This window comes from Polynucleobacter sp. 86C-FISCH, from assembly GCF_018882415.1.
In the GTDB taxonomy this organism is placed as follows: Bacteria; Pseudomonadota; Gammaproteobacteria; order Burkholderiales; family Burkholderiaceae; genus Polynucleobacter.
In genome coordinates this window covers 1,151,552-1,173,180 of record NZ_JACVOL010000001.1, presented here as the reverse complement: position 1 = coordinate 1,173,180, position 21,629 = coordinate 1,151,552, and the positions used below count along the sequence as shown (strand labels likewise).

General features: G+C 45.9%; 20 protein-coding genes. 5 read left to right on the top strand and 15 right to left on the bottom strand.

Going from position 1 to position 21,629, the window contains the following annotated elements; translation table 11 throughout:
- Positions 1-18: 18 nt before the first annotated feature.
- From hemL to ICN10_RS05810, 10 genes are all read right to left on the bottom strand, one after another.
- Complete coding sequence (gene hemL / locus ICN10_RS05855; RefSeq protein WP_216213612.1) at positions 19-1,320, bottom strand: glutamate-1-semialdehyde 2,1-aminomutase; 1,302 nt, start codon at positions 1,318-1,320, stop codon at positions 19-21.
- Between the two features lie 12 nt (positions 1,321-1,332).
- Positions 1,333-1,503, bottom strand: a complete 171-nt coding sequence (locus tag ICN10_RS05850; protein ID WP_071464595.1) for a rubredoxin — start codon at positions 1,501-1,503, stop codon at positions 1,333-1,335.
- A gap of 77 nt (positions 1,504-1,580) precedes the next feature.
- Positions 1,581-3,023, bottom strand: a complete 1,443-nt coding sequence (locus ICN10_RS05845) for a class I SAM-dependent RNA methyltransferase (RefSeq protein WP_216213610.1) — start codon at positions 3,021-3,023, stop codon at positions 1,581-1,583.
- Positions 3,024-3,082: 59 nt separating this feature from the next.
- Positions 3,083-3,508, bottom strand: coding sequence for a CopD family protein (locus ICN10_RS05840; RefSeq protein ID WP_216213608.1), 426 nt, complete (start codon positions 3,506-3,508; stop codon positions 3,083-3,085).
- Positions 3,509-3,535: 27 nt separating this feature from the next.
- Positions 3,536-4,813: a glutamate-5-semialdehyde dehydrogenase gene (locus ICN10_RS05835; RefSeq protein WP_216213606.1), complete on the bottom strand. Its 1,278-nt coding sequence runs from the start codon at positions 4,811-4,813 to the stop codon at positions 3,536-3,538.
- Between the two features lie 57 nt (positions 4,814-4,870).
- Positions 4,871-5,932, bottom strand: a complete 1,062-nt coding sequence (holA, locus tag ICN10_RS05830; protein ID WP_216213604.1) for a DNA polymerase III subunit delta — start codon at positions 5,930-5,932, stop codon at positions 4,871-4,873.
- A 16-nt stretch (positions 5,933-5,948) separates the two neighbouring features.
- Positions 5,949-6,476: an LPS assembly lipoprotein LptE gene (gene lptE / locus ICN10_RS05825; protein WP_216213602.1), complete on the bottom strand. Its 528-nt coding sequence runs from the start codon at positions 6,474-6,476 to the stop codon at positions 5,949-5,951.
- 15 nt (positions 6,477-6,491) lie between these two features.
- Positions 6,492-9,164, bottom strand: a complete 2,673-nt coding sequence (gene leuS, locus ICN10_RS05820) for a leucine--tRNA ligase (RefSeq protein ID WP_216213601.1) — start codon at positions 9,162-9,164, stop codon at positions 6,492-6,494.
- A 46-nt stretch (positions 9,165-9,210) separates the two neighbouring features.
- Positions 9,211-10,011 carry a 4-hydroxy-tetrahydrodipicolinate reductase gene (dapB, locus tag ICN10_RS05815; RefSeq protein WP_216215210.1) on the bottom strand — a complete coding sequence of 267 codons (801 nt, stop codon included), beginning with the start codon at positions 10,009-10,011 and terminating at the stop codon, positions 9,211-9,213.
- A 72-nt stretch (positions 10,012-10,083) separates the two neighbouring features.
- The gene (locus ICN10_RS05810) at positions 10,084-10,770 is read right to left on the bottom strand and encodes an outer membrane protein assembly factor BamE (RefSeq protein ID WP_216213599.1); all 687 of its coding nucleotides are present in this window, start codon (positions 10,768-10,770) and stop codon (positions 10,084-10,086) included.
- 91 nt (positions 10,771-10,861) lie between these two features.
- Between ICN10_RS05810 and fur the strand changes: the two genes are divergently transcribed.
- Complete coding sequence (gene fur, locus ICN10_RS05805; RefSeq protein WP_167345985.1) at positions 10,862-11,305, top strand: ferric iron uptake transcriptional regulator; 444 nt, start codon at positions 10,862-10,864, stop codon at positions 11,303-11,305.
- 121 nt (positions 11,306-11,426) lie between these two features.
- On the opposite strand, the gene gap is transcribed toward fur, so the two are convergent.
- Positions 11,427-12,455 (bottom strand): type I glyceraldehyde-3-phosphate dehydrogenase, encoded by a 1,029-nt coding sequence (gene gap / locus ICN10_RS05800; RefSeq protein ID WP_068320409.1) that lies wholly within the window; start codon positions 12,453-12,455, stop codon positions 11,427-11,429.
- Between the two features lie 41 nt (positions 12,456-12,496).
- Positions 12,497-14,488, bottom strand: coding sequence for a transketolase (tkt, locus tag ICN10_RS05795; protein ID WP_216213595.1), 1,992 nt, complete (start codon positions 14,486-14,488; stop codon positions 12,497-12,499).
- A gap of 44 nt (positions 14,489-14,532) precedes the next feature.
- On the opposite strand from tkt, the gene ICN10_RS05790 reads away from it, so the two are divergent.
- Positions 14,533-15,294, top strand: coding sequence for a 16S rRNA (uracil(1498)-N(3))-methyltransferase (locus ICN10_RS05790; RefSeq protein ID WP_216213592.1), 762 nt, complete (start codon positions 14,533-14,535; stop codon positions 15,292-15,294).
- 33 nt (positions 15,295-15,327) lie between these two features.
- Here ICN10_RS05790 and ICN10_RS05785 read toward each other — a convergent pair whose 3' ends face one another.
- A complete protein-coding gene (locus ICN10_RS05785) occupies positions 15,328-15,948 on the bottom strand; it encodes a barstar family protein (RefSeq protein ID WP_216213589.1) in 621 nt (206 codons plus the stop codon).
- 127 nt (positions 15,949-16,075) lie between these two features.
- Entirely contained in the window at positions 16,076-18,397 is a 2,322-nt protein-coding gene (locus tag ICN10_RS05780; protein ID WP_216213586.1) for an NADP-dependent malic enzyme, read from the bottom strand.
- Between the two features lie 106 nt (positions 18,398-18,503).
- Here ICN10_RS05780 and thiL point away from each other — a divergent pair, with 106 nt between their 5' ends.
- From thiL to ICN10_RS05765, 3 genes are read left to right on the top strand one after another with little or no spacing between them, the layout of a single operon-like run.
- On the top strand, positions 18,504-19,529 hold the full coding sequence (thiL, locus tag ICN10_RS05775) for a thiamine-phosphate kinase (protein ID WP_216213584.1): 1,026 nt from the start codon (positions 18,504-18,506) through the stop codon (positions 19,527-19,529).
- Positions 19,526-20,086, top strand: coding sequence for a phosphatidylglycerophosphatase A (locus ICN10_RS05770; RefSeq protein WP_216213581.1), 561 nt, complete (start codon positions 19,526-19,528; stop codon positions 20,084-20,086). Before thiL ends, ICN10_RS05770 begins: the two co-directional genes overlap by 4 nt.
- A gap of 9 nt (positions 20,087-20,095) precedes the next feature.
- Positions 20,096-20,575, top strand: a complete 480-nt coding sequence (locus tag ICN10_RS05765; protein WP_216213578.1) for a CinA family protein — start codon at positions 20,096-20,098, stop codon at positions 20,573-20,575.
- Positions 20,576-20,595: 20 nt separating this feature from the next.
- Here the strand turns inward: ICN10_RS05765 and corA are convergent, their stop codons facing one another.
- Positions 20,596-21,561: a magnesium/cobalt transporter CorA gene (gene corA, locus ICN10_RS05760; protein WP_216213576.1), complete on the bottom strand. Its 966-nt coding sequence runs from the start codon at positions 21,559-21,561 to the stop codon at positions 20,596-20,598.
- Positions 21,562-21,629: the final 68 nt, after the last annotated feature.

Genomic DNA, 21,629 nt, shown 5'->3' with positions numbered 1-21,629 from the left:
AAGCTATATTTTTAAAGCTTAAAGCTTTTTAAAAGAATTCTCAGCGGCGGTAATAATTTCATCGAGTACGGCGTTGTCATGCGCAATCGATGTAAAGCCAGCCTCATATGCAGATGGTGCTAAATACACACCTTCATCTAACATCAAGTGGAAGAATTTCTTAAAGGCATCAATATTAGATTTAGTCACCGCCTCAAATGAAGTGGGAACGTGATCGGTAAAGTAAAAACCAAACATACCGCCCACACTATCTACCGCAAAAGGGATATTGTTTTTATCAGCAGCAGCTTTTAAACCAGTCATGAGCTTTTCGGTTTGGCCTGTTAAGCACTCATAAAAACCTTCTCGCGAAATAATCTCAAGAGTCTTGAGACCGGCAGCTACAGCCACTGGATTACCAGAGAGCGTGCCAGCCTGATACACATTGCCCAAGGGAGCAAGCTTGGACATGATTTCCTTCTTACCGCCAAAAGCGGCCATCGGCATGCCACCGCCCATCACCTTGCCTAAGCAAGTCAGATCAGGGGTAATGCCTTGTAAAGACTGAGCGCCGCCCAGGGCCACCCTAAAACCAGTCATGACCTCGTCATAGATCAATACAGCACCATGCTTAGCAGTCAGAGATCTAATCGCAGCCAAAAATGCTTTAGACGGTTGAATGAGATTCATATTGCCAGCGATTGGCTCGATGATGACTGCAGCAATTTGATCGCCCTGCTTTTTAAATACTTCTTCTATCGCCGCAACATCGTTGTATGGCAATACTAGTGTGTGCTTCACCAAATCCTGCGGAACACCGCCAGAAGATGGCGCATTTTGTGTAGAGTCGGCAAATGTCAACAAGCCTGAACCAGCCTTTACCAAAAGACTGTCAGCGTGACCGTGATAACAGCCCTCAAACTTGATAATCAAATCACGTCCGGTATATCCGCGAGCCAAACGCAAGGCACTCATCGTCGCTTCTGTACCGCTCGACACCATACGCACTTGCTCAACGCTTGGCATCAAAGCGCAAATGCGCTCTGCTAATTCAATTTCGCCTTCAGTCGGTGCGCCATAACTAAAACTAGTTTCCGCAGCCTTCTGAACGGCAGCTACTACCTCTGGATTTGCGTGGCCCACAATCATTGGGCCCCAAGACATAATTAAGTCGATATAACGCTTATCGTTGGCATCCCAAAAGTAAGGGCCCTTGGCTTTAGCAACAAAACGCGGTGTTCCGCCCACTTGACGGAAAGCTCTCACTGGAGAGTTCACTCCTCCAGGAATAGTTTTTTGTGCGCGCTCAAAGAGTGCTTCGTTTTGATCTACTTTTGCCATGGTTATTTCTAATTAAATTGCCATCATTTCAAAATCTTCTTTGCGAGCACCGCACTCTGGACAGGTCCAATTCATTGGGACGTCTTTCCAAAGCGTTCCTGGCGCAATACCTTCATCAGGTAAACCAGCTGCTTCGTCATAAACCCAACCGCAAATTAAACACATGTATGTTTTAAATTCCATTACTTTGCTCTCTGATTTTCTTTGATATATCTATCGTTTTTTGACGCTTCTATCTTATTTTAAGGTTTTATAGCCACTTAAGCTGGTCGCTTAGCATGCATCTCAAACTTGAATAAACGGCATTCAAGAGGGCCATTAAACAAAGGGGTGCGCTTAGATTCTTTGATGCGTAATTGGCCTGGAAGCGCCATATCTGCAGTAAGTACAAAAATATTCCAGCCGCCAAAATCATCTTTTAGATGCTGGCCAAACTGACGTAAAAACTCCACAAACTTAGGATCCTGCTCTTCTTGGGCCTGCAGCTTTTTCAATGATTCACGGCTAGAGCGTTTTGCACTTTGACGGCCCGTCTCTAAATTCAACTCAAAGCGGTTCTCTGGTTCATCTGCGTCATCGTATTTAGCATCTGGATTAGAAGCGCGATCTTGTCCACGACCACCCTTAATAACCAATCGCTCACCGTAAGGAGGGTTCAACAACATCACGCCTTCATTAATGCCTCCGGGTGGCTTAGCAGCCAAGGCATCAATCTGACGAACTACCGGCTGATCAGGTAATTGCGCTCTTTGCCAATTACCCTTGAACATGGATACCAATTTCTCATTAATATCGCCGCCAGTAATTTTTAAAGCATCAACACTAGGGTACTGCTTGCGTTTTTCCAACATCCGCGCAAGAGCGGCTTCTTTTAAATCAACCCAACGCTTCTGCTCAGCAGCCTCATTGAAAGGTTTGAGTCGCTGAAAGCCAAAACCATGCGCCGAAGTCACTAAAGGACGATAAGCCAGTCGACTTGGCTTGGCATCATCACCGTACATGCCTGCACGAATGGCGCCAGGTGGAATAGATAAAGCCATTTGGGCAGCTTCAATTAAAAAGGTTCCACTACCGCACATTGGATCAAATAATGCTTGACCAGGCTTCCAAGCAGTAAAAGACAAAATGCCAGCAGCTAAATTTTCTTTGAGGGGTGCATCGCCTTTTTCATCACGCCAGCCACGCTTAAATAAAGCTTCACCAGAAGTATCTAAATAAATAGTGACTTGGGTTGCTGTTAAATGGGCTTGCACTCGCACATTGGGGAAAGCGGTATCAATACTTGGTCGATCTCCCGTTACATCGCGCAAGCGATCCACAATCGCATCTTTAATTTTGAGCGTTGCAAAATTTAGACTCTTGAGTGGAGAGCGATGGGCTGTGACATCCACTCGCAAAGTTTGCTTAGAGGTAAACCACTCTTCCCATGCTAAACCGCTAGCCAACTTATAGAGGTCGTCTTCTTGACGGTAGGGAGCTTGCGCCATTTGCAGCAATACACGGCTTGCAATACGCGAATGCAAATTCAATGCCATTGCGGCAGATATTGGTGCAGCCAGACCAACACCACCAGTCGGACTTGTAGGCGTTGGATCGATTACCCATGCCCCCAAAGCCTTACATTCTGGGCGCCCAGCAATCTCAGCTAGCTCCTGGGCAAGCGGCACTTCTAAACCGCCTGGGCATACAACAAAAAATCTCATGGGGCTAACAATCTATAAATGGGAATATTAAAAAATTAAACAGAACTTATCGGCTGGTCTTAAGGCTTAAACAACACCAAGGCAACAATAATGACTAACAAAATCACTGGAACTTCATTAAACCAACGAAACCAAACGCCGGATCGCTTATTAACCCCAGCACGAAACTTCTTAAGCAAGCTCAAACAAGCGTGGTGATAACCGATCACCAGAATCACAAAAAATAATTTGGCATGCATCCATACATCGCCACGCCCAATACCAAAGTGAAGCCACAGCGTTATGCCCAATAAGACCGCCGGAACCGCCAAGATAGTCATAAAGCGAAACAGGCGATCAGCCATACCTATCAGGCGAGCATAAGCCTCAGTGTTTTTCTCTTCGGCCAAGTTCACAAAGATTCTAGGCAGATAAAACAAGCCAGCAAACCATGAAGTAATAAATACAATGTGGAAAGTTTTAACCCAGAGGTAAGAATTACTCATATATTGTGTGCTTACTTTTTTATTAAATTAAGTACGAATCTCGCCATGACCCATGACCACGTACTTTAAGGAGGTCAGGCCATCCAAGCCAACTGGGCCACGGGCATGCAGCTTGTCATTAGAAATGCCGATTTCTGCGCCCAAACCATATTCAAAGCCATCAGCAAAGCGAGTGCTGGCATTGACCATCACACTAGCGCTATCCACTTCGCGCAAGAAACGATCGGCCTGAGCTTTGTTGTTCGTAATAATGGCATCCGTATGTTTACTACCGTATTGCTCAATATGATTCATAGCTTCATCTATATTGGCGACCGTCTTAATCGACAAAATTGGGGCTAAGTATTCTGTTTGCCAATCTTCTTTTTTGGCATCGACTAGATTCTGAAAGCCATTTTCTTCAAGTGTTTTACGAGTCAAGCCATCAACCCGCAGCTCGACACCCTTATCTTGATATATCTTGCAAAGTGTTGGCAATACTTTCTGCGCAATCTCTTGGTTCACAAGCAAAGTCTCCATTGCATTACAAGGAGCATACCGTTGCGTCTTAGCGTTATCACATACCTTCACCGCCATTGCTACATCAGCATCCGCATCAATATAGGTATGACAGATTCCGTCCAAGTGCTTAATCATTGGTACACGTGCTTCAGCCATTAAGCGTGCAATCAAACTCTTACCGCCACGTGGCACGATGACATCAATGTATTGAGTCATCGTAATCATTTCACCAACAGCACTACGATCTGTTGTCATAACTACTTGAACAGCATCTTTGGGCAAGCCTGCAGCAGCCAAGCCCTCCTGAATAATCTGAGCGAGCACGGTGTTGGAATCAATTGCCTCTGAGCCGCCGCGCAAGATCACAGCATTACCCGACTTTAAACATAGGGCAGCAGCATCAATTGTCACGTTGGGACGAGACTCATAAATAATGCCTATCACTCCAAGCGGTACACGCATCTGACCTAGTTCAATGCCAGATGCCTGCTTTTGTAGCGGAGTAATTTTGCCAATTGGATCATCCAAGGAAACAATTTGCTCCAAACCCAAAGCCATTGTTTCGATTGTTTTTGGGGTCATAGTTAAGCGATCAACAAAAGCAGCATCTTGACCATTAGCCTTAGCACGCTCAACATCGACCTGATTAACCTTCTGAATCTCAGCTGCCTTTTGACGAATAACTTTTGCAATATGTAATAAAGCCTGATTTTTTTGCTCGCTCGATGCTCGCGCCATTGCACGAGATGCAGCACGTGCTCGCACCCCTATGTATTGCATCATTTCTTTGATAGCTGAACTCATTTTTATTCTCTTATTACTCTCTTGTTACTCTTTAATTCACTTTTGTTTATTTACTTTTTAACGCAATAAATTACCAACTAAACGCAGTCCATCCCAAGGGTCTGCCGGCAACTCTGCTGCGTGCAGACCTTTTACCTGACGATCCAATCCTGCAGCCACTTGCATTGCTCTGCGGAGTTTGAGCGGTTGCACTCTTCTCAACGCTGCTGGATATAAACGCTCTTTATTTCCCCATATGCGATTAGCACGCATGAGGTTTTGTACAGACTCCCCAGCGTCACTCGCCGCCTTCAATTTAGATAGTATCCGAAGCTCTTCAGTTACGCTCCACAGAATCAAAACTAGCGGCTCACCCTCACCTTTAAGGCCATCCAACATGCGATTGAGCCTCGCCAGATCGCCTGCAAGCATGGCTTCGGTTAGCTCGAAGACGTTATAGCGTGCCACCTTCAGAATGGATGAGCGAATCTGCTCCTCGCTCAACTTTCCAACGGGATACAGTAAGCCTAACTTCAGAATCTCTTGGTGGGCAGCAATTAAGTTGCCCTCAACTTGATCGGCTATAAATTCGAGTACACGCTGACCTTCGGGTCCTGCTTCCACTTCTTGATCTTGACGCTTGAGTCGTCCCGAAATCCAATGGGGCAAATGACTGCGATCCAGTGAATCAATTTGAATTGCCATACCCGCATCATCAAGCGCACTAAACCAAGCGGAAGTCTTAGTCTTGCCATCCAAACGAGGTAAAACAATACAAACTACTGTATCTGGACCATCCGAACCATTTGACTGCGAAGCGATTTGAGCGGCAAATTGCTTTAAAGCGTCTGCTCCGTCACGCCCAGGCTTCCCAGTCGGAATGCGCAATTCCACCCAGCGTTTGTCACCAAACAAAGACATGGTCTGGCCAGCGCTCAATAATGCACCCCAATCAAATCCACGCTCCTGCAGTAAGACTTCGCGCTCTGTAAAGTTTTGTTTTTTCGCAGCAGCCCTTAATTGATCCATTGCCTCCATCATTAATAGAGGTTCATCGCCGCTAAAAATATAGAGCGGCAACATGGGTCCGCCCGAACTCAGAGATTTGAGGTGTGCTTGCAGGGCATCGACTTTAACCATGCGAGTCTAGTCCGCTTTAAAACGCTCTAGATTGTGGTGATTTGGCGGCGGCAGATACACGTCGCAGGATCTGAATAGCCAAGTCTCTACGCATCAATGATAGAAATTGCTGTATTTGTACATCAGTCGCTAAGACCGTTGTAACGCTAAAGTCCATATCACGAGTCATATAAATTTCTGACTCAGGAACAACTTCAGCACCAGCTAAATCAAAAGCCCTAAAGCTAACCCGAATATTAAGACGATAAGCAGAAATCTGACCACTGGAGTTATAGGCCAAGATCTCACGACCGTTAATATCATTGGTAATTTCTAAGATGAGATCAGCATCCTTAGGATTGATAGCCACTTTTGCATCAGTGCCCGTCAAAATTGCCGTCTGCAAATCAGCTCTCAAAGGAGGCGAAGGATTACCAGTAATCGCAATCACTTTAAAGGGCAAATCCACCATGCCACGCAAGCGATAACCGCAAGCAATCAACCCACTTACAGGAGCGGTAGCAATCAAACCTAGCATTGCACGACGCAGGGAATTTACGCTCATGTTTATATTTTCTGTTTAAGCAACAATGTTGACTAAGCGACCAGGCACCACAATCACTTTTTTCGGTGTACCGCCATTTAAAGCTTTTTGTGCAGGCTCGCTTTGCAATGCCAGCGCTTCGATCTGCTCTTTGCTTGCATCAGCCGGCACCTTAATATCGCCACGCAACTTGCCATTAATCTGCATCATTAAAGTGATTTCAGTCTGCACTAATGCAGCTTCATCTACAGTAGGCCATGGGGCATCGAGTAGAGGGCCCATTGTTTTGGCATAGCCAACCTCATTCCACAAGACATGAGTCAAGTGCGGAACTACTGGATACAGGACACGCAACAAGATACTTAAACATTCACGCAAGACTGGTGCGCTGATTGCAGTATTTTGATCAAGCTTAATAGGCTCAAGAATATTGAGCATTTTCATTGCGGCAGAGACAACTGTGTTGTACTGACGGCGCTGATAGTCAAAGTTAGCTTGCTTCAAGATTGTGTGCACTTCGCGACGCAATTCTTTTTCAACATCATTTAAGTTACCTGGCAACGAATCAGATGCATCACGCAAAGCGCTCGCCTGACTGCTGGAATACATCCATACTCGGCGCAAGAAACGAGAAGCACCATCTACCCCAGCACCTGACCACTCCAACTGCTGCTCAGGAGGTGCGGCAAACATGACAAACAAGCGGGCTGTATCAGCACCGTATTCATCAATCAAGGCTTGTGGATCAACGCCATTGTTCTTGCTCTTGGACATCTTCTCAACACCACCAACTACTACCGGTGTATTTGAAGTGTCACCAATTAACTTGGCACCTCTAGGACGACCCTTTTCGTCGAGATCTAACTCCACATCCAATGGATTTAGCCAGGTCTTCTTGCCTGAGGCATCCTCGGAGTAGTAGGTCTCATTAAGTACCATGCCTTGCGTTAATAGATTCTGGAATGGCTCATCAAAGGTAATAAGATTGAGATCACGCATGACCTTAGTCCAGAAGCGCGCATAAAGGAGATGCAAAATCGCATGCTCGATGCCGCCAATGTATTGATCCATTGGCATCCAGTATTCATTTCGCTCATCCACCATGGTCTTCGCATTTGGACCGGTGTAGCGCATGAAATACCAAGAAGAATCTACAAAAGTATCCATGGTGTCAGTTTCACGGCGTGCAGGCTTGCCACACTTTGGACACTTCACATTCAAAAAGTCAGCGCGTTTATTGAGTGGATTGCCACTACCATCCGGGACACAATCTTCAGGCAATACCACTGGCAAATCAGCTTCAGGCACCGGCACCGCGCCACAACCAGGATTGCTCTCATCGCCACAATGAATAATCGGAATCGGTGTACCCCAATAACGCTGGCGAGAAATACCCCAATCGCGCAAGCGATAAGTCGTCTTGATTTCGCCAATACCGAGCTTTTCTAATTCTTTAGCAACAGCACTCACAGCCTCATCATGAGATAGGCCATCAAACTGCGCACTGTTAAAGCAAACAACGCCTTCCTTTTGGGCATACCAATCTTCCCAGCGAGTGGCATTGAACATTGGTGACTCTTCTTTGAGTGCAATGACTTGTTTAATCGGCAACTCATACTTCAACGCAAATGCAAAGTCTCGCTCATCATGTGCAGGCACGCCCATTACTGCGCCATCGCCATAAGACATCAAAACGTAGTTGCCAACCCAGACAGGAACTGGCTCATGCGTCAAAGGATGTGTGACATATAAGCCAGTAAACATCCCTTCTTTTTCTTGGGTAGCTAAGTCAGCCTCGATCACACTACCGGTTTTGCATTTTTCAATAAATGCAGCGAGCTTTGGATTATTGACGGCCGCCTTTGTAGCCAGAGGATGCTCTGCTGCAACTGCGCAGAAAGTAACGCCCATGATGGTGTCTGCACGTGTAGTGAATACATACAAAAGACCGTCTTGAATGAAGTTGCCATGGTCGTCAGCGATTTCGTGCTTAAACGCAAACCGCACACCACGACTTTTGCCAATCCAGTTTTGCTGCATGGTCTTCACGCGCTCTGGCCAACCCAAACCTTCTAATCCTAAGAGCAGAGGCTCAGCATATGCGGTGATGTTGAAGTAATAACCTGGAATCTCACGCTTTTCAACTAAAGCACCGGAGCGCCAACCGCGACCATCAATTACTTGTTCGTTTGCTAAAACAGTTTGATCAATCGGATCCCAATTCACTACCTGAGTTTTACGATAGGCAATACCTTTTTCCAGCATCTTTAAAAAGAGCCACTGGTTCCAACGATAGTATTCCGGACTACAAGTTGCAACCTCACGAGACCAATCAATTGCCAGACCCATCGCAGCCATTTGCTTTTTCATATAAGCAATGTTGTCGTAGGTCCATTTTGCTGGAGGTACTTTATTTTGAATCGCCGCATTTTCAGCAGGCATACCAAAGGCATCCCAACCCATTGGCATCAAGACGTTATAGCCCTGCATGCGGAGTTGACGTGCCATTACATCGTTAATGGTGTAGTTGCGTACATGCCCCATATGAAGCTTGCCAGATGGATAAGGCAACATAGAACATGCGTAGTACTTTGGCTTTTGTTTGCCTTGTGCATCAACTGCGTTCTCTGCTACTTGATAGACTTGCGCACTTTCCCAATCAGCTTGCGCTGCGGCTTCAATACTGCGGTAGTCGTAATCCTTACTCATTCTGCGACAACTCTTTTCTTCTATCTTTAATTGATTGACTAACTAATTATTTGCGCAAGCCAAGAACGTCCTGCATATCAAACAAACCATTGTTTTGGCTTTGTAAGAAGCGGGCAGCGCGCAATGATCCTTGCGCGTAAGACTGACGGCTGGAAGACTTGTGACTAATTTCAATTCGCTCACCATCGCCAGCAAATAACACGGTATGGTCACCTACGATATCGCCACCACGAATAGTTGCAAAACCAATCGAGCCTTCCTTGCGTTCGCCGGTATGGCCTTCACGCGCATAGACTGCAACGTCATCTAATTTCTCGCCCAACGCATCCGCGATCACTTCACCCATCTTGAGTGCTGTACCAGAAGGTGCATCTACTTTATGCTTATGATGAGCTTCAATAATCTCAATGTCGTAACCTTGATTGAGCATCTTGGCGGCGATCTCGAGAAGCTTGAATGTGGCATTCACGCCCACACTCATATTTGGCGCAAACACAATTGCTAATTTTGACGAAGCTTTTTTCAAGCTCGCGATTTGATCGGCGGTTAGGCCAGTAGTACCAATAATCATTTTGGTACCGGTCTTTTCGGCAACAGCTAAATGAGCCATGGTGCCTTCCGGTCTTGTGAAGTCGATCAAGAACTGCGCATCAGCCAATACCTGAGGCACATCAGCAGAAATCAACACGCCCGTCTTTTTGCCCAAGAATGCGCCAGCATCTTCACCCAGCTGTGGGCATGAGGTATGTTCAAGTGCACCAACCAATTGCGCATCTGTTGTGTTGAGGACAGCCTCAATCAACATCTTGCCCATACGGCCTGTCGCGCCTGCGATTGCAATCTTCATCATGTGTTTCTTCGCTTCTTATTCAAGTGAGCCAAGACGGTGATCTTGGCATCAGTACAAAAGTGATTTCTATTATTTAGAATCCGCTGCCTTTGGCACATCATTTAAAGTGCCAGGCCCCAACTGCGGAGACTGTGCAGCTGGGTCATTCTTTGAGGAGCCAAAGAAGTCCCAGAACGAACTGCTACTTGGTGCAGGAGGTATTGCTGCACCAGCAGCCAAGTTATCCGTCTTACTTGGAACCAATAATTCTGGACTCTGTAATGGCGGGGTAACCGGAGGCTTATTAGATCCAGTAACAACGTCCCAGAAAGAGCGTTTTGTTTTAGCGTAGTTATCAATCTCCGCAACCAACTCAACCTCAGTAGGCAATGCGTCACCCTCAAACTTCACCACTTTGTCACCATCAAAAAATACGGTGACATGACGTTCTTTGCCAATAAGTTGACCAGAACGCTTAAATTCAAAAATGTAATCCCAACGATTTGCGTGGAAGTAACTTGCCAACAATGGTGTACCTAAAATTTGACGCACCTGCTCGCGATTCATACCAAGCTGCAGCTTTGCATACTGCTCGCTAGAAATAAAGTTACCTTGCACGACATCAGGAACATAAGGTCTAAAAATCTTATTCATCCAAGCGCGTTGCGTATCATCAACCGCGGAAGTGCAGCCAACCACTCCCATGAGCCCAGATAGGGTGAGAGCCACAACCCCCAGTCGAACAGGGGAATAAACACCCTTTAAAACTGGGTTCAAAAAGCGGGTAAAAAGTTCAAGGCAATTTTGCATGGCTGGCCGTATCATTAAGACATTGATTTTAGCTCCCAATGCCATATATATGACCCAAATCCCTACCCCTGAAAATTTACGCGATATTGGCCTAAAGGCGACCGGACCGCGGATGAAAATTCTGGATTTTTTCCATCAAAACGGCGGCACCCACTTTAGCGCTGAAGACGTTTTTATGGCCCTAGCCAAAGAGGATAAAGAGATCGGTCTGGCCACTGTTTATCGGGTTCTTACCCAATTTGAGCAAGCCGGGCTGCTCCTACGCAGCCATTTTGAGTCCAGCAAAGGTGATAGCAGGGCTATCTATGAACTCAATGAGGGGCAGCACCATGACCACTTGGTCTGCATTGATTGCGGCCATGTCGAGGAATTTGTAGACGAAGCCATTGAAAAAAGGCAGCGTGATATCGCCAAAAACCTCGGATTTAAGCTCCAAGAGCACTCTTTAGCCATGTATGGCCAGTGCCAGAAGAAAAATTGCCGCAATAAACAAGCAAAATAGGCTGTTTTAGCTCCTTAGAGGCAAAAAAGACCTCAAATTGAGGTCTTTTTTCACTTAATTAAGCTTAAAAACAAGAATTAAGCGTTTTTTAACAACTTTTAGCTACTGTTAGCTGTTTTAATTACTTTACAGCCATTAATGCTTCAGCGGCATTGAGCATTTGGACTGAATAACCCCACTCGTTGTCATACCAGGCCAATACCTTAACCAACTTGCCATCCGCAGAAACGCGAGTCTGGGAGGCATCGTAAATACTTGGACGTGGGTCATGGTTAAAGTCGATTGAGACCAATGGCAAGGTATTGAAGCCCAAAATACCTTTGAGCTCGCCTTCGCTAGCAGCCTTGAGAATGGAATTTACTTCATCCACGCTAGTAGCGCGACTTGCAGCAAATGTAAGGTCAACTACTGAAACGTTAATCACCGGTACACGCATTGCAAAACCATCAAAGCGGCCAGCCAATGCTGGCAGAACTAGACCTACTGCCTTAGCGGCACCAGTCTTCGTTGGGATCATGCTTGTTACAGCAGAGCGCGCACGACGCATATCCTTGTGATAAACATCAGTCAATACTTGATCGTTTGTGAATGCATGAATGGTTGTCATCAAGCCAGATTCAATGCCAATCTTTTCTAAAAGTGGCTTCACTAGTGGAGCCAAACAGTTTGTTGTGCAGCTTGCATTTGATACAACTACATCGCTTGGCTTAAGTACGTTTTGGTTCACGCCATACACAATCGTTGCATCCACATCTTTTTCACCAGGAGCAGAAATCAATACTTTCTTCGCGCCCTGCTCAATATGAATCATCGCTTTTTCTTTAGAAGTGAACTTACCTGTGCACTCTAAAACCAAATCAACACCTAATTCACCCCAAGGAGTTTCTGCAGGATTACGTGTACAGAACATCTTGATGCGATCGCCATTAACTACCATGCAATCACCATCTACCGAGACCTCAGCTGGGAAGCGGCCGTGTGCTGAATCGTATTGAGTCAAGTGAGCATTAATGGCAATATCGCCCATCGCATTAATCGCAACAATCTTGATATCACGGCGTGGTTTGCCGTTTACTTGATCTTCATATAAGGCACGCAATACCATGCGGCCGATACGTCCATAACCATTAATTGCGACACGAATTGTCATTTATTTCCCCTTACTAATATTGAATTTATTTCGTATTTAAATTACTTCTTTGCGATGCATTGTTTAACTGTCTTTGCAATCTGATCAGCTGTTAGACCAAAGTACTCATAGAGTTGTGGGGCAGGTGCTGATTCACCAAAGGTATCAACACCATGCACTGCTGCACATCCATACTTCCACCAGAAATCACTTACACCTGCTTCAACTGCAATGCGTGGAATATTGACTGGCAATACTTTTGCTTTATATGCAGCATCTTGTTGATCAAAGACGGTAGTTGAAGGTATCGAAACAACGCGAATACCTAAGCCTTCTTTTTCTAATTGCTGTGCTGTTTGCAATGCAAGAGCAATTTCAGAACCAGTAGCCATAATCACTGCATCAATCTTGCCAGATGGATCACGCAGTACATAACCACCGCGAGCAATCTCTTTGATTTGTGCAGGAGTACGAGATACAAATGGGCAATTCTGACGGCTAAAGATCAAGGCGCTAGGGCCATGCTTGCGCTCAATAGCTGAACCCCAGGCTACGGCGCTCTCCGTGGTGTCACAAGGACGCCAAACCATCAGATTTGGAATGAGGCGCAAGCTGGCAACATGCTCTACAGACTGGTGGGTGGGGCCATCTTCGCCCAAACCAATCGAGTCATGCGTAAAGACAAAAATACTGCGCAACCTCATCAATGCAGCCATACGCAAGGCATTGCGGCTGTAATCAGAGAAGGTTAAGAAGGTGCCGCCAAATGGAATATAGCCACCATGCAGAGCGATACCGTTCATGATGGCGCTCATACCGAATTCGCGCACACCGTAATTAATATGGTTACCCCACTGATCGCCACGCACAGGTTTGCATGTAGACCAATTAGTTAAATTAGAACCTGTTAAGTCAGCAGAGCCACCCATAAATTCTGGCAATGCTGGCGCTAAAGCTTCAATCGCATTTTGACTTGCTTTACGAGTAGCAATGGTCTCAGCTTTAGATTGGCAAGTTTTTAAATATGCATTTAAGGTAGATGAAAAGTCTTTTGACAATTCACCTTCCATGCGGCGCTGTAATTCAGAAGCAAGTTCTGGAAATTTGTTTTTATATTTCTGAAATTCTTTATTCCACTCATGCTCAGCAGCTTGACCACGCTTTTTAAAATCCCATGCCGCATAAATATCTTTCGGAATTTCAAACGGAGCATAAGGCCAGTTCAAAGCAACGCGAGTAGCTGCAATTTCGGCAGCGCCTAATGGTGAGCCGTGTACTTTATCGCTACCAGCCATATTTGGTGAGCCTTGACCAATCGCGGTCTTGCAACAAATGAGTGTTGGCTTATCGCTCTTCTTGGCCTTAGCAATAGCCGCAGATACTGCTTCTGCATCATGCCCGTCAATAGATCGAATGACATTCCAACCATAAGCCTCAAAGCGCTTAGGCGTATCTTCGTTAAACCAAGAAACAACTTTGCCATCGATCGAAATGCCGTTGTCATCCCACAATGCAATTAACTTATTCAGCTTGAGAGTGCCAGCCAAAGAACAAACTTCATGGCTAATACCTTCCATCAAACAACCGTCACCTAAAAATACATAGGTGTAGTGATCAACAATGTTGTGGCCAGGGCGATTAAATTCTTCAGCAAGTAATTTCTCAGCCAATGCCATACCAACTGCATTCGAAATTCCCTGACCCAATGGACCAGTAGTTGTTTCTACTCCCGGAGTGATTCCATATTCAGGATGTCCTGGAGTCTTGCTATGCAATTGACGGAAATTTTTCAATTCTTCAATTGGTAAGTCGTAACCAGAAAGATGCAAGAGTGAATACAACAACATGGAGCCATGACCATTCGATAAAACAAAACGATCGCGATCAATCCAATGTGGATCCGTTGGATTGTGTTTTAAATGTTCGTTCCAAAGACCTACAGCAATATCTGCCATACCCATCGGCATACCAGGGTGACCTGAATTTGCCTGCTGTACTGCATCCATGGATAAAGCGCGAATGGCATTGGCCATGCGAATTTGAAGGTTTGACATCGTAAAAGTGGTCTCGAGGAAAATAAATTGGCTATATTTCAGTAATGCCTCAATTTTATCTTCCCGGACCATGGGAATCCCAAAAGTCAACGACCCTCACACCCGAGGTTGCCCACCATTTGCGCGTTCGACGCATTCAGACCGGGGAATTCTTCCCAGTATTTGATGGAAAAGGCCAGGTTGCCAAGGGTGAACTCCTCTCTTTGAGCGGAAAAACAGGTCAAGTTCAGCTAACTGACATCCGCAAAGATACCCACCGCGAGACCCCTTACGCCATTACTTTGGCCCAAGGACTAGCTGGTGGCGACAAAATGGACTGGATTGTCGAAAAAGCGGTGGAGACTGGCGCCCAAAATATTGCCCCGATGCAATGTGAGCGCTCTATTCTCAAACTGACTCGTTCAAGTGATGCTGAGCGCGCCCAAAAACGGCTTGCTCACTGGGAAGGCATTATTCAAGCAGCCTGTGAACAATGTGATCGCACTGTCTTGGCCAGCCTGGAGCCTATTCAAACTTTTGAGAGTTATTTAAAGGCAACTCCAAAGCCAGCCCTCAAGCTACTGTTTAGTCCCGATGCGACTAAAAGCTTATATTCAGTGCTCATAGAGAATGAACCTCAGGATGTTGTATTAATGATTGGTCCCGAAGGTGGTCACTCTCCCGAAGAAGAGGCTCAGGCAGAGGCTGCAGGCTATCAATTGGTTTCTTTGGGTGAGCGCGTGCTAAGAACAGAAACGGCTGGCGTGGTGGCCATTACAGCCGTTCATAGCGTATGGAACCCTGAAATGCAAAATCGCCTCAAATAGAGGCGATTTATGTAACTTCCAAGACTTTTGCTGTTAGGCAAAAGAATAGAAGACGCGATATGGAGTGCGGCGCTCAGCCCAGAAATCAACTGCATCACGGAAAACATCCAAAAGAGTTTCACGCGCTTCTTTGTCGAACTTCTGCGTGCAAGGCAAGCCTTCAAGGACTACAACAAAGCCTGGCTGTGGGCCAGACTTATCAACCGTAGTAGTCAAGGCATCCAATAAAGGATCGTAGTTTTTTGCCTGCTGCTTAGTAAACGTATAAGCAATCGCAATAGATTCCAAAACCTCACCCTTAGTCATTGCATTGGCGCAATTGGCATAAATGAAGTGTTGACCCAACTCTGTAGCCGCTTCCTGTAAGTCAGGAGTACGGAAAGCACGAATCGATTGCACGATATTAGGGCGCACACTGCGCAACATTGCCGGCGGTCCGGCATCGCGAACGGCCAAAGCGGCACGCCAAGAAGCTGTCACTTTTTTCCCCGAAACTTGATTTGCTGCATAGGTTTGTAAACGAGATAAACCGCCTTCAGCATAAATATTGGCAGCGGATGACTCAGTTTCAAGTCGATCATTGCTATCCCAACTTTCAGCGCGGCCATGTTCTTCGAAGCTGGCTGTATTGCTGTTTTCAGAGCGATTATTCATGATGGGTGCTAGGTTACCCGTAACACGCCATCAAATCAAGCCCAAATACAGTGCATTTTATGTAACGCACTGATTTATATAGAAATAAATTATGTAAGTTATCACTAACTTACATAATTATAGGGTCTTAAGAAATGCCTCTTGCGTTGCTTGCGGCCTCCACAACTGCCAAAGTTGTCACATTCACAATGCGGCGAACTGTTGCTGCTGGGGTCAGGATATGGATTGGCTTAGCAACACCCAACAACAATGGGCCAATTGCAATGCCGTTACCCGCTGCAGTTTTTAGCAAGTTGTAAGAAATGTTTGCTGCATCAATATTTGGCAAAACTAAGAGGTTGGCATCACCTTTTAATGGAGAAGACGTTACCGCACCCGCACGAATGGTTTCATCCAAAGCGCTATCGCCGTGCATTTCACCATCCACCTCCAGGGTTGGATCTGCTTTCTGAATCAATGCCAACACTTCGCGCATTTTGATAGCAGATGGCGCATTGCTTGAACCAAAATTGGAATGTGAAAGCAGCGCCACTTTAGGTACGAGGCCTAATTTACGCATTTCGCTTGCAGCCATCAAAGTTAACTCAGCTAATTCGCAAGCGGTTGGATCGATATTGATGTGCGTATCAACCAAAAATACTTGACGGCCAGGCAGGATCAAACCAGACATTGCACCGTACACATTGGCGCCAGCTTCACGGCCAACTACCTCATCCACATACTTGAGATGGGTTGCAGAATTACCTACAGTTCCACAAATCATGCCATCGGCCATGCCTTTGATAATCATGATGGAGCCGATCAAACTATTACGGCGACGCATCTCTAACTTAGCAAACGACTCGGTCACACCTTTACGTTCTGTAAGGCCGAGATAGGTCTGCCAGAAATCACGGAAGCGTGGGTCGTTCTCTGGATTAACAATCTCAAAGTCGTCACCAGCCTTCATGCGCAAGCCAAACTTCTCAATGCGATGTTCAATCACAGCTGGGCGACCAATCAGAATTGGCGTTGCCAAATGCTCATCAATGATGATCTGTACTGCGCGCAATACGCGTTCATCTTCGCCCTCAGCAAACACAATGCGTTTTTGATTTGCAGGCACACGCTTAGCAATGCTAAAGAGCGGCTTCATCAACGTACCAGAGTGGTACACAAACTGTTGCAACTGATTGCGGTATGCATCGAAATCTTTAATCGGACGTGAAGCAACGCCATCATCCATTGCAGCTTTAGCAACAGCTGGAGCAATCACAGTAATCAAACGCGGATCAAATGGCTTAGGAATTAAATACTCCGGGCCAAAGGAAAGGTTTTCAATACCGTAAACCGACGCTACAACCTCACTCTGCTCTGCTTGAGCCAACTCCGCCACAGCCTTGACTGCTGCGACTTCCATGCCACGAGTAATGGTGGTTGCACCTACATCCAATGCGCCACGGAAGATGAATGGGAAACACAGAACGTTATTGACTTGGTTAGGATAGTCAGTACGGCCAGTTGCCATCACCGCGTCTGGACGAACTGCTTTCACTTCCTCAGGCAAGATTTCTGGAGTTGGATTTGCTAATGCATATACCAATGGCTTGGGCGCCATCTTCTTCACCATATCTTGCTTGAGAACACCGCCAGCAGAAAGTCCTAAGAAAATATCTGCGCCTTCAATTGCTTGATCGAGTGTGCGTAAATCTGTGTCTTGGCAGAATGGCTCCTTCTCTGGGTCCATCAACTCTTTACGGCCTTTGTAAGCAACACCAGCTAAGTCTGTTACCCAAATATTTTTGCGCTGAATACCAAGATCAACCAACAGATCCAAACAAGCTAATGCAGCTGCACCTGCTCCAGAAGTAACCAGCTTTACCTCTTCAACTTTTTTGCCAACAACCTTCAAACCATTGAGGATAGCGGCTGCAACCACAATAGCAGTACCGTGCTGGTCATCATGGAAGACCGGAATCTTCATACGCGCTTGCAACTTGCGCTCAACCACAAAACAATCAGGCGCTTTAATGTCTTCTAAATTAATACCGCCGAATGTTGGCTCTAATGCCGCAATAATTTCTACCAACTTATCTGGATCGTTTTCATTGACTTCGATATCGAAAACATCAATGCCAGCAAATTTCTTAAAGAGAACTGCTTTACCCTCCATCACTGGCTTACTTGCCAATGGCCCAATATTTCCTAAACCTAAAACGGCAGTACCGTTTGTGATGACGCCAACTAAATTTCCACGCGCTGTGTACTTAAAAGCATTCGCAGGATCTTTAACAATTTCTTCGCAAGGAGCAGCAACACCAGGCGTGTACGCTAGGGCTAGATCTCGTTGATTAGTTAGTTGTTTTGTCGGGGCAATTTCAATTTTGCCCGGAGTAGGAAACTCGTGGTACTGAAGGGCTGCCTCTCTTAAGGCTGCAATTTGTTGCTCTTTATTGTTTTCTTTGCTCATTCACTAGCTCGCTAAATTTCGTCTTATCTTTATTTCATCTAAGACTGTTAAGAGCTCAATTCTATTCCTCTCGGGCGTTCGTTACATAACCACCATAAAATAAGGCATGTCTTCTCATTCCAAGCCCTTTGGGGAATTTGACCTGATCGAACGTTTTTTTAAAACGGGTGCGGATTCTTTGCGCACCAGTGCAGATCAAGCCATTACCCTGGGAATTGGTGATGATTGCGCCCTAATCAAACCCAGGGCTGATGAAGAGGTTGCCATTACTAGTGACATGCTGGTTGAGGGCAGGCATTTTTTTGCAGGCGCCAATCCCGAGCTATTAGGCCGCAAAGCCCTAGCAGTCAACCTTTCAGACTTATCCGCTATGGGTGCAAGACCCATCGGATTTACGCTAGCAATTGCCCTACCAACAGCAGACAACACATGGTTAGAGGCATTCTCTAAGGGCCTTTTTGCCATGGCGGAAGAGTATTCATGCCCCCTCATAGGAGGCGACACCACAGCTGGACCGCTGACAATTTCAATCACTGCTTTTGGCTCTTTACCCAAAGGAGAAGCCATTCGTAGATCAGGGGCAAAGCCGGACGATGACATCTGGGTTTCTGGAACTGTTGGCGACGCAAAGCTTGCTCTTGCTGCACTGCGTCATGAAATAACTCTATCTGCCGAAGATTTACAACAGATAGAACACCGCATGCACAACCCCACACCGAGAATTGAATTGGGTGTGCAACTTAGAAATATTGCGAGCTCCGCCTTAGATGTATCCGATGGTCTTCTTGGCGACTTACGTCACATTTTGAAACAGTCACAAGTCGATGCTGAAATTCAGTTAGACAAGCTGCCAAAATCTGACACGCTGCAAAAGCAAGATCTACAAATTCAAAATCAATTTGCAGCCTGCGGTGGAGATGACTATGAGATTTGCTTTACTGCCTCCGCAAGTCAACGCGACAATGTCCAGGCTATTAGTAAATCCATCGGATTACCCCTCACCATTATTGGAAAAATAGTTCCGAAAAAGGATGTTGCAGTAAAAGTATATTTACTGAATGAATCCAAGGCTCTTTTGAGTGATACAGAAGCTGCCCCATTTTTAAAATCATTTGATCACTTTGCATCATGATGAATCCCCAGAATTCTGTTGAAGTGAAGCCAACTTTTAAGTGGGTATTTCAAACCGCTAGTCGGACCATTGCATTTGGCTTTGGTAGCGGTCTCAGCCCCGTAGCACCAGGCACTGCCGGTACGCTCTGGGCCTGGGCGGCCTTTCTGGTTGGCGAATACTTTCTTCGCACCGAAGATTTTCTCTGGATTATTGGCGGCGGTATATTGCTTGGCTGCTGGATCTGCGGTCAGGTCAGCGAAGAGCTTGGTAAAAAAGATTTTGGTGGAATTGTTTGGGATGAAATTGTTGCCTTTTGGTTAGTTCTGATCTTCATCATGCCAACTAATATTTGGATGCAAGCAATTGCATTTGCACTGTTCCGTTATTTTGATGCGATGAAACCAGGTCCAATTGGAATAATTGACCGCCACTTTAAAAATACGGTAACCGATCACTCCAAACGCTCTTCTCTATTGCAAATTATTTGGCGCGGTTTTGGTATTGTGATTGATGATCTTGCGGCTGCCTTTTGCACACTTCTCATCATTGCCTTGTTGCAGTTTCTAATTAAATAACGAACATCAATGAATACAGCGGACCTCACTAAAACATTGGCTGAGATTTTGCTTTCCAGAAATTGGACGGTATCGCTAGCCGAGTCCTGTACTGGTGGCTTAGTCTGCGCGACCTTAACTGAGCTGTCAGGATCAAGCGAATGGTTTGAACGTGGCTACATTACCTATAGCAACGAAGCCAAAACTGAATGCCTTGGGGTGCCAGCAGAGGTCATCGAGGACCATGGGGCAGTCAGTGAGGCCGTAGCCAAGGCCATGGCCGAGGGCGCTAGGATCAATTCGGGAAGCAATGTGGCTATTTCAATCACTGGGGTAGCAGGGCCAGCTGGTGGCACATCTGAAAAGCCGGTTGGAACTGTTTGGTTTGGCTGGGCCACTGCAAATCAAACCCAGACCAAAACCATGCGCTTTGACGGCGATCGTCAAAAGGTGAGGGAGCAAGCAACCGAGTTCGCACTTACCGAGCTAATTGCTCTACTCAGAAGCTAAAAGAACCAACAAACCGCCGATTACTTCATCCAGCCTTTGCTGTGGAAATAACCTAACGGAATGATCGCAGAAATAACCATCGCACCAATCGCCATTGGGTAACCCCAAGTCGCATCTAACTCAGGCATATGTTTGTAGTTCATACCCCAAACACTTGCGAGCAATGTTGGCGGCATTAAAGCTACGGATACCACCGAGAAGATCTTGATAATTTTGGATTGGTTCAAATTAATGAAACCAACGGTCGCATCCATTAAGAAGTTAATCTTGTCGAATAAGAAGGCGGTATGGTTTTCAAGCGAATCAATGTCACGCAAAATTTGACGTGCTTCCTCTTGCTGCTCATCAGAGAGCAACTTGCTGCGCATTAGGAAAGATAAGGCTCTGCGGGTATCCATCACATTGCGACGAATACGTCCGTTGGTATCTTCCTCTTTTGCAATCGTTTCCAAAACCTCTGCAGCATCAGCATCATTAATGCTGTCAGAAAGTACACGCTTACCTGCTTGTTCCAGGTTTTCATAAACCTCTTCCAAAGCATCCGCAGAGTACTCAGCATCGGTTGAATACAAATCAAGCAATACGTCTTTTGCATTACTAACTGATCCTGGACGCAAACGCGCACGCAAGCGAACCAAGCGGAACACTGGCAAGTCTTCGTCATGAATCGAGAACAGCACTTGTTTGGTAAGAACGAAAGCAACTCGAACGTTGCGAGAAGTTTCTTCTTCATCCAATAAGAAATCGGTACGAATATGGAGGTGGCCATCATCAGCTTCGAAGTAACGCGCAGAAGCTTCCAAGTCACCCAAGTCATCTAGCTCAGGCAAGAGTACGCCAAATGCCTCTTTAATCCAGATTAATTCCTCTTCTTCTGGATCAACCACGTCAATCCAGATAGGATTGGCATATTGCAACAATTCATTGCGATCTTCGACTTGCTCTTGAGAGAGGCGGCCATTTTGCAGGACGAACAAGTTGATCATGGTGAACTCCTAAGGAATGTGCGCTAGTTTATCCTATAGAACATGACAGTTTCACTAAAATAAGCCAA

What these genes read in the sequence shown, in the direction of transcription:
- gap (WP_068320409.1), bottom strand. Translation starts at nt 12,455, where the DNA reads ATGACAATTCGTGTCGCAATTAATGGTTATGGACGTATCGGCCGCATG.
- ICN10_RS05770 (WP_216213581.1), top strand. Translation starts at nt 19,526, where the DNA reads ATGATGAATCCCCAGAATTCTGTTGAAGTGAAGCCAACTTTTAAGTGG.
- dapB (WP_216215210.1), bottom strand. Translation starts at nt 10,011, where the DNA reads ATGAAGATTGCAATCGCAGGCGCGACAGGCCGTATGGGCAAGATGTTG.
- ICN10_RS05835 (WP_216213606.1), bottom strand. Translation starts at nt 4,813, where the DNA reads ATGAGTTCAGCTATCAAAGAAATGATGCAATACATAGGGGTGCGAGCA.
- ICN10_RS05845 (WP_216213610.1), bottom strand. Translation starts at nt 3,023, where the DNA reads ATGAGATTTTTTGTTGTATGCCCAGGCGGTTTAGAAGTGCCGCTTGCC.
- thiL (WP_216213584.1), top strand. Translation starts at nt 18,504, where the DNA reads ATGTCTTCTCATTCCAAGCCCTTTGGGGAATTTGACCTGATCGAACGT.
- leuS (WP_216213601.1), bottom strand. Translation starts at nt 9,164, where the DNA reads ATGAGTAAGGATTACGACTACCGCAGTATTGAAGCCGCAGCGCAAGCT.
- ICN10_RS05785 (WP_216213589.1), bottom strand. Translation starts at nt 15,948, where the DNA reads ATGAATAATCGCTCTGAAAACAGCAATACAGCCAGCTTCGAAGAACAT.
- ICN10_RS05790 (WP_216213592.1), top strand. Translation starts at nt 14,533, where the DNA reads ATGCCTCAATTTTATCTTCCCGGACCATGGGAATCCCAAAAGTCAACG.
- holA (WP_216213604.1), bottom strand. Translation starts at nt 5,932, where the DNA reads ATGGTTAAAGTCGATGCCCTGCAAGCACACCTCAAATCTCTGAGTTCG.
- ICN10_RS05780 (WP_216213586.1), bottom strand. Translation starts at nt 18,397, where the DNA reads ATGAGCAAAGAAAACAATAAAGAGCAACAAATTGCAGCCTTAAGAGAG.
- ICN10_RS05850 (WP_071464595.1), bottom strand. Translation starts at nt 1,503, where the DNA reads ATGGAATTTAAAACATACATGTGTTTAATTTGCGGTTGGGTTTATGAC.
- ICN10_RS05765 (WP_216213578.1), top strand. Translation starts at nt 20,096, where the DNA reads ATGAATACAGCGGACCTCACTAAAACATTGGCTGAGATTTTGCTTTCC.
- hemL (WP_216213612.1), bottom strand. Translation starts at nt 1,320, where the DNA reads ATGGCAAAAGTAGATCAAAACGAAGCACTCTTTGAGCGCGCACAAAAA.
- ICN10_RS05840 (WP_216213608.1), bottom strand. Translation starts at nt 3,508, where the DNA reads ATGAGTAATTCTTACCTCTGGGTTAAAACTTTCCACATTGTATTTATT.
- tkt (WP_216213595.1), bottom strand. Translation starts at nt 14,488, where the DNA reads ATGTCAAACCTTCAAATTCGCATGGCCAATGCCATTCGCGCTTTATCC.
- lptE (WP_216213602.1), bottom strand. Translation starts at nt 6,476, where the DNA reads ATGAGCGTAAATTCCCTGCGTCGTGCAATGCTAGGTTTGATTGCTACC.
- corA (WP_216213576.1), bottom strand. Translation starts at nt 21,561, where the DNA reads ATGATCAACTTGTTCGTCCTGCAAAATGGCCGCCTCTCTCAAGAGCAA.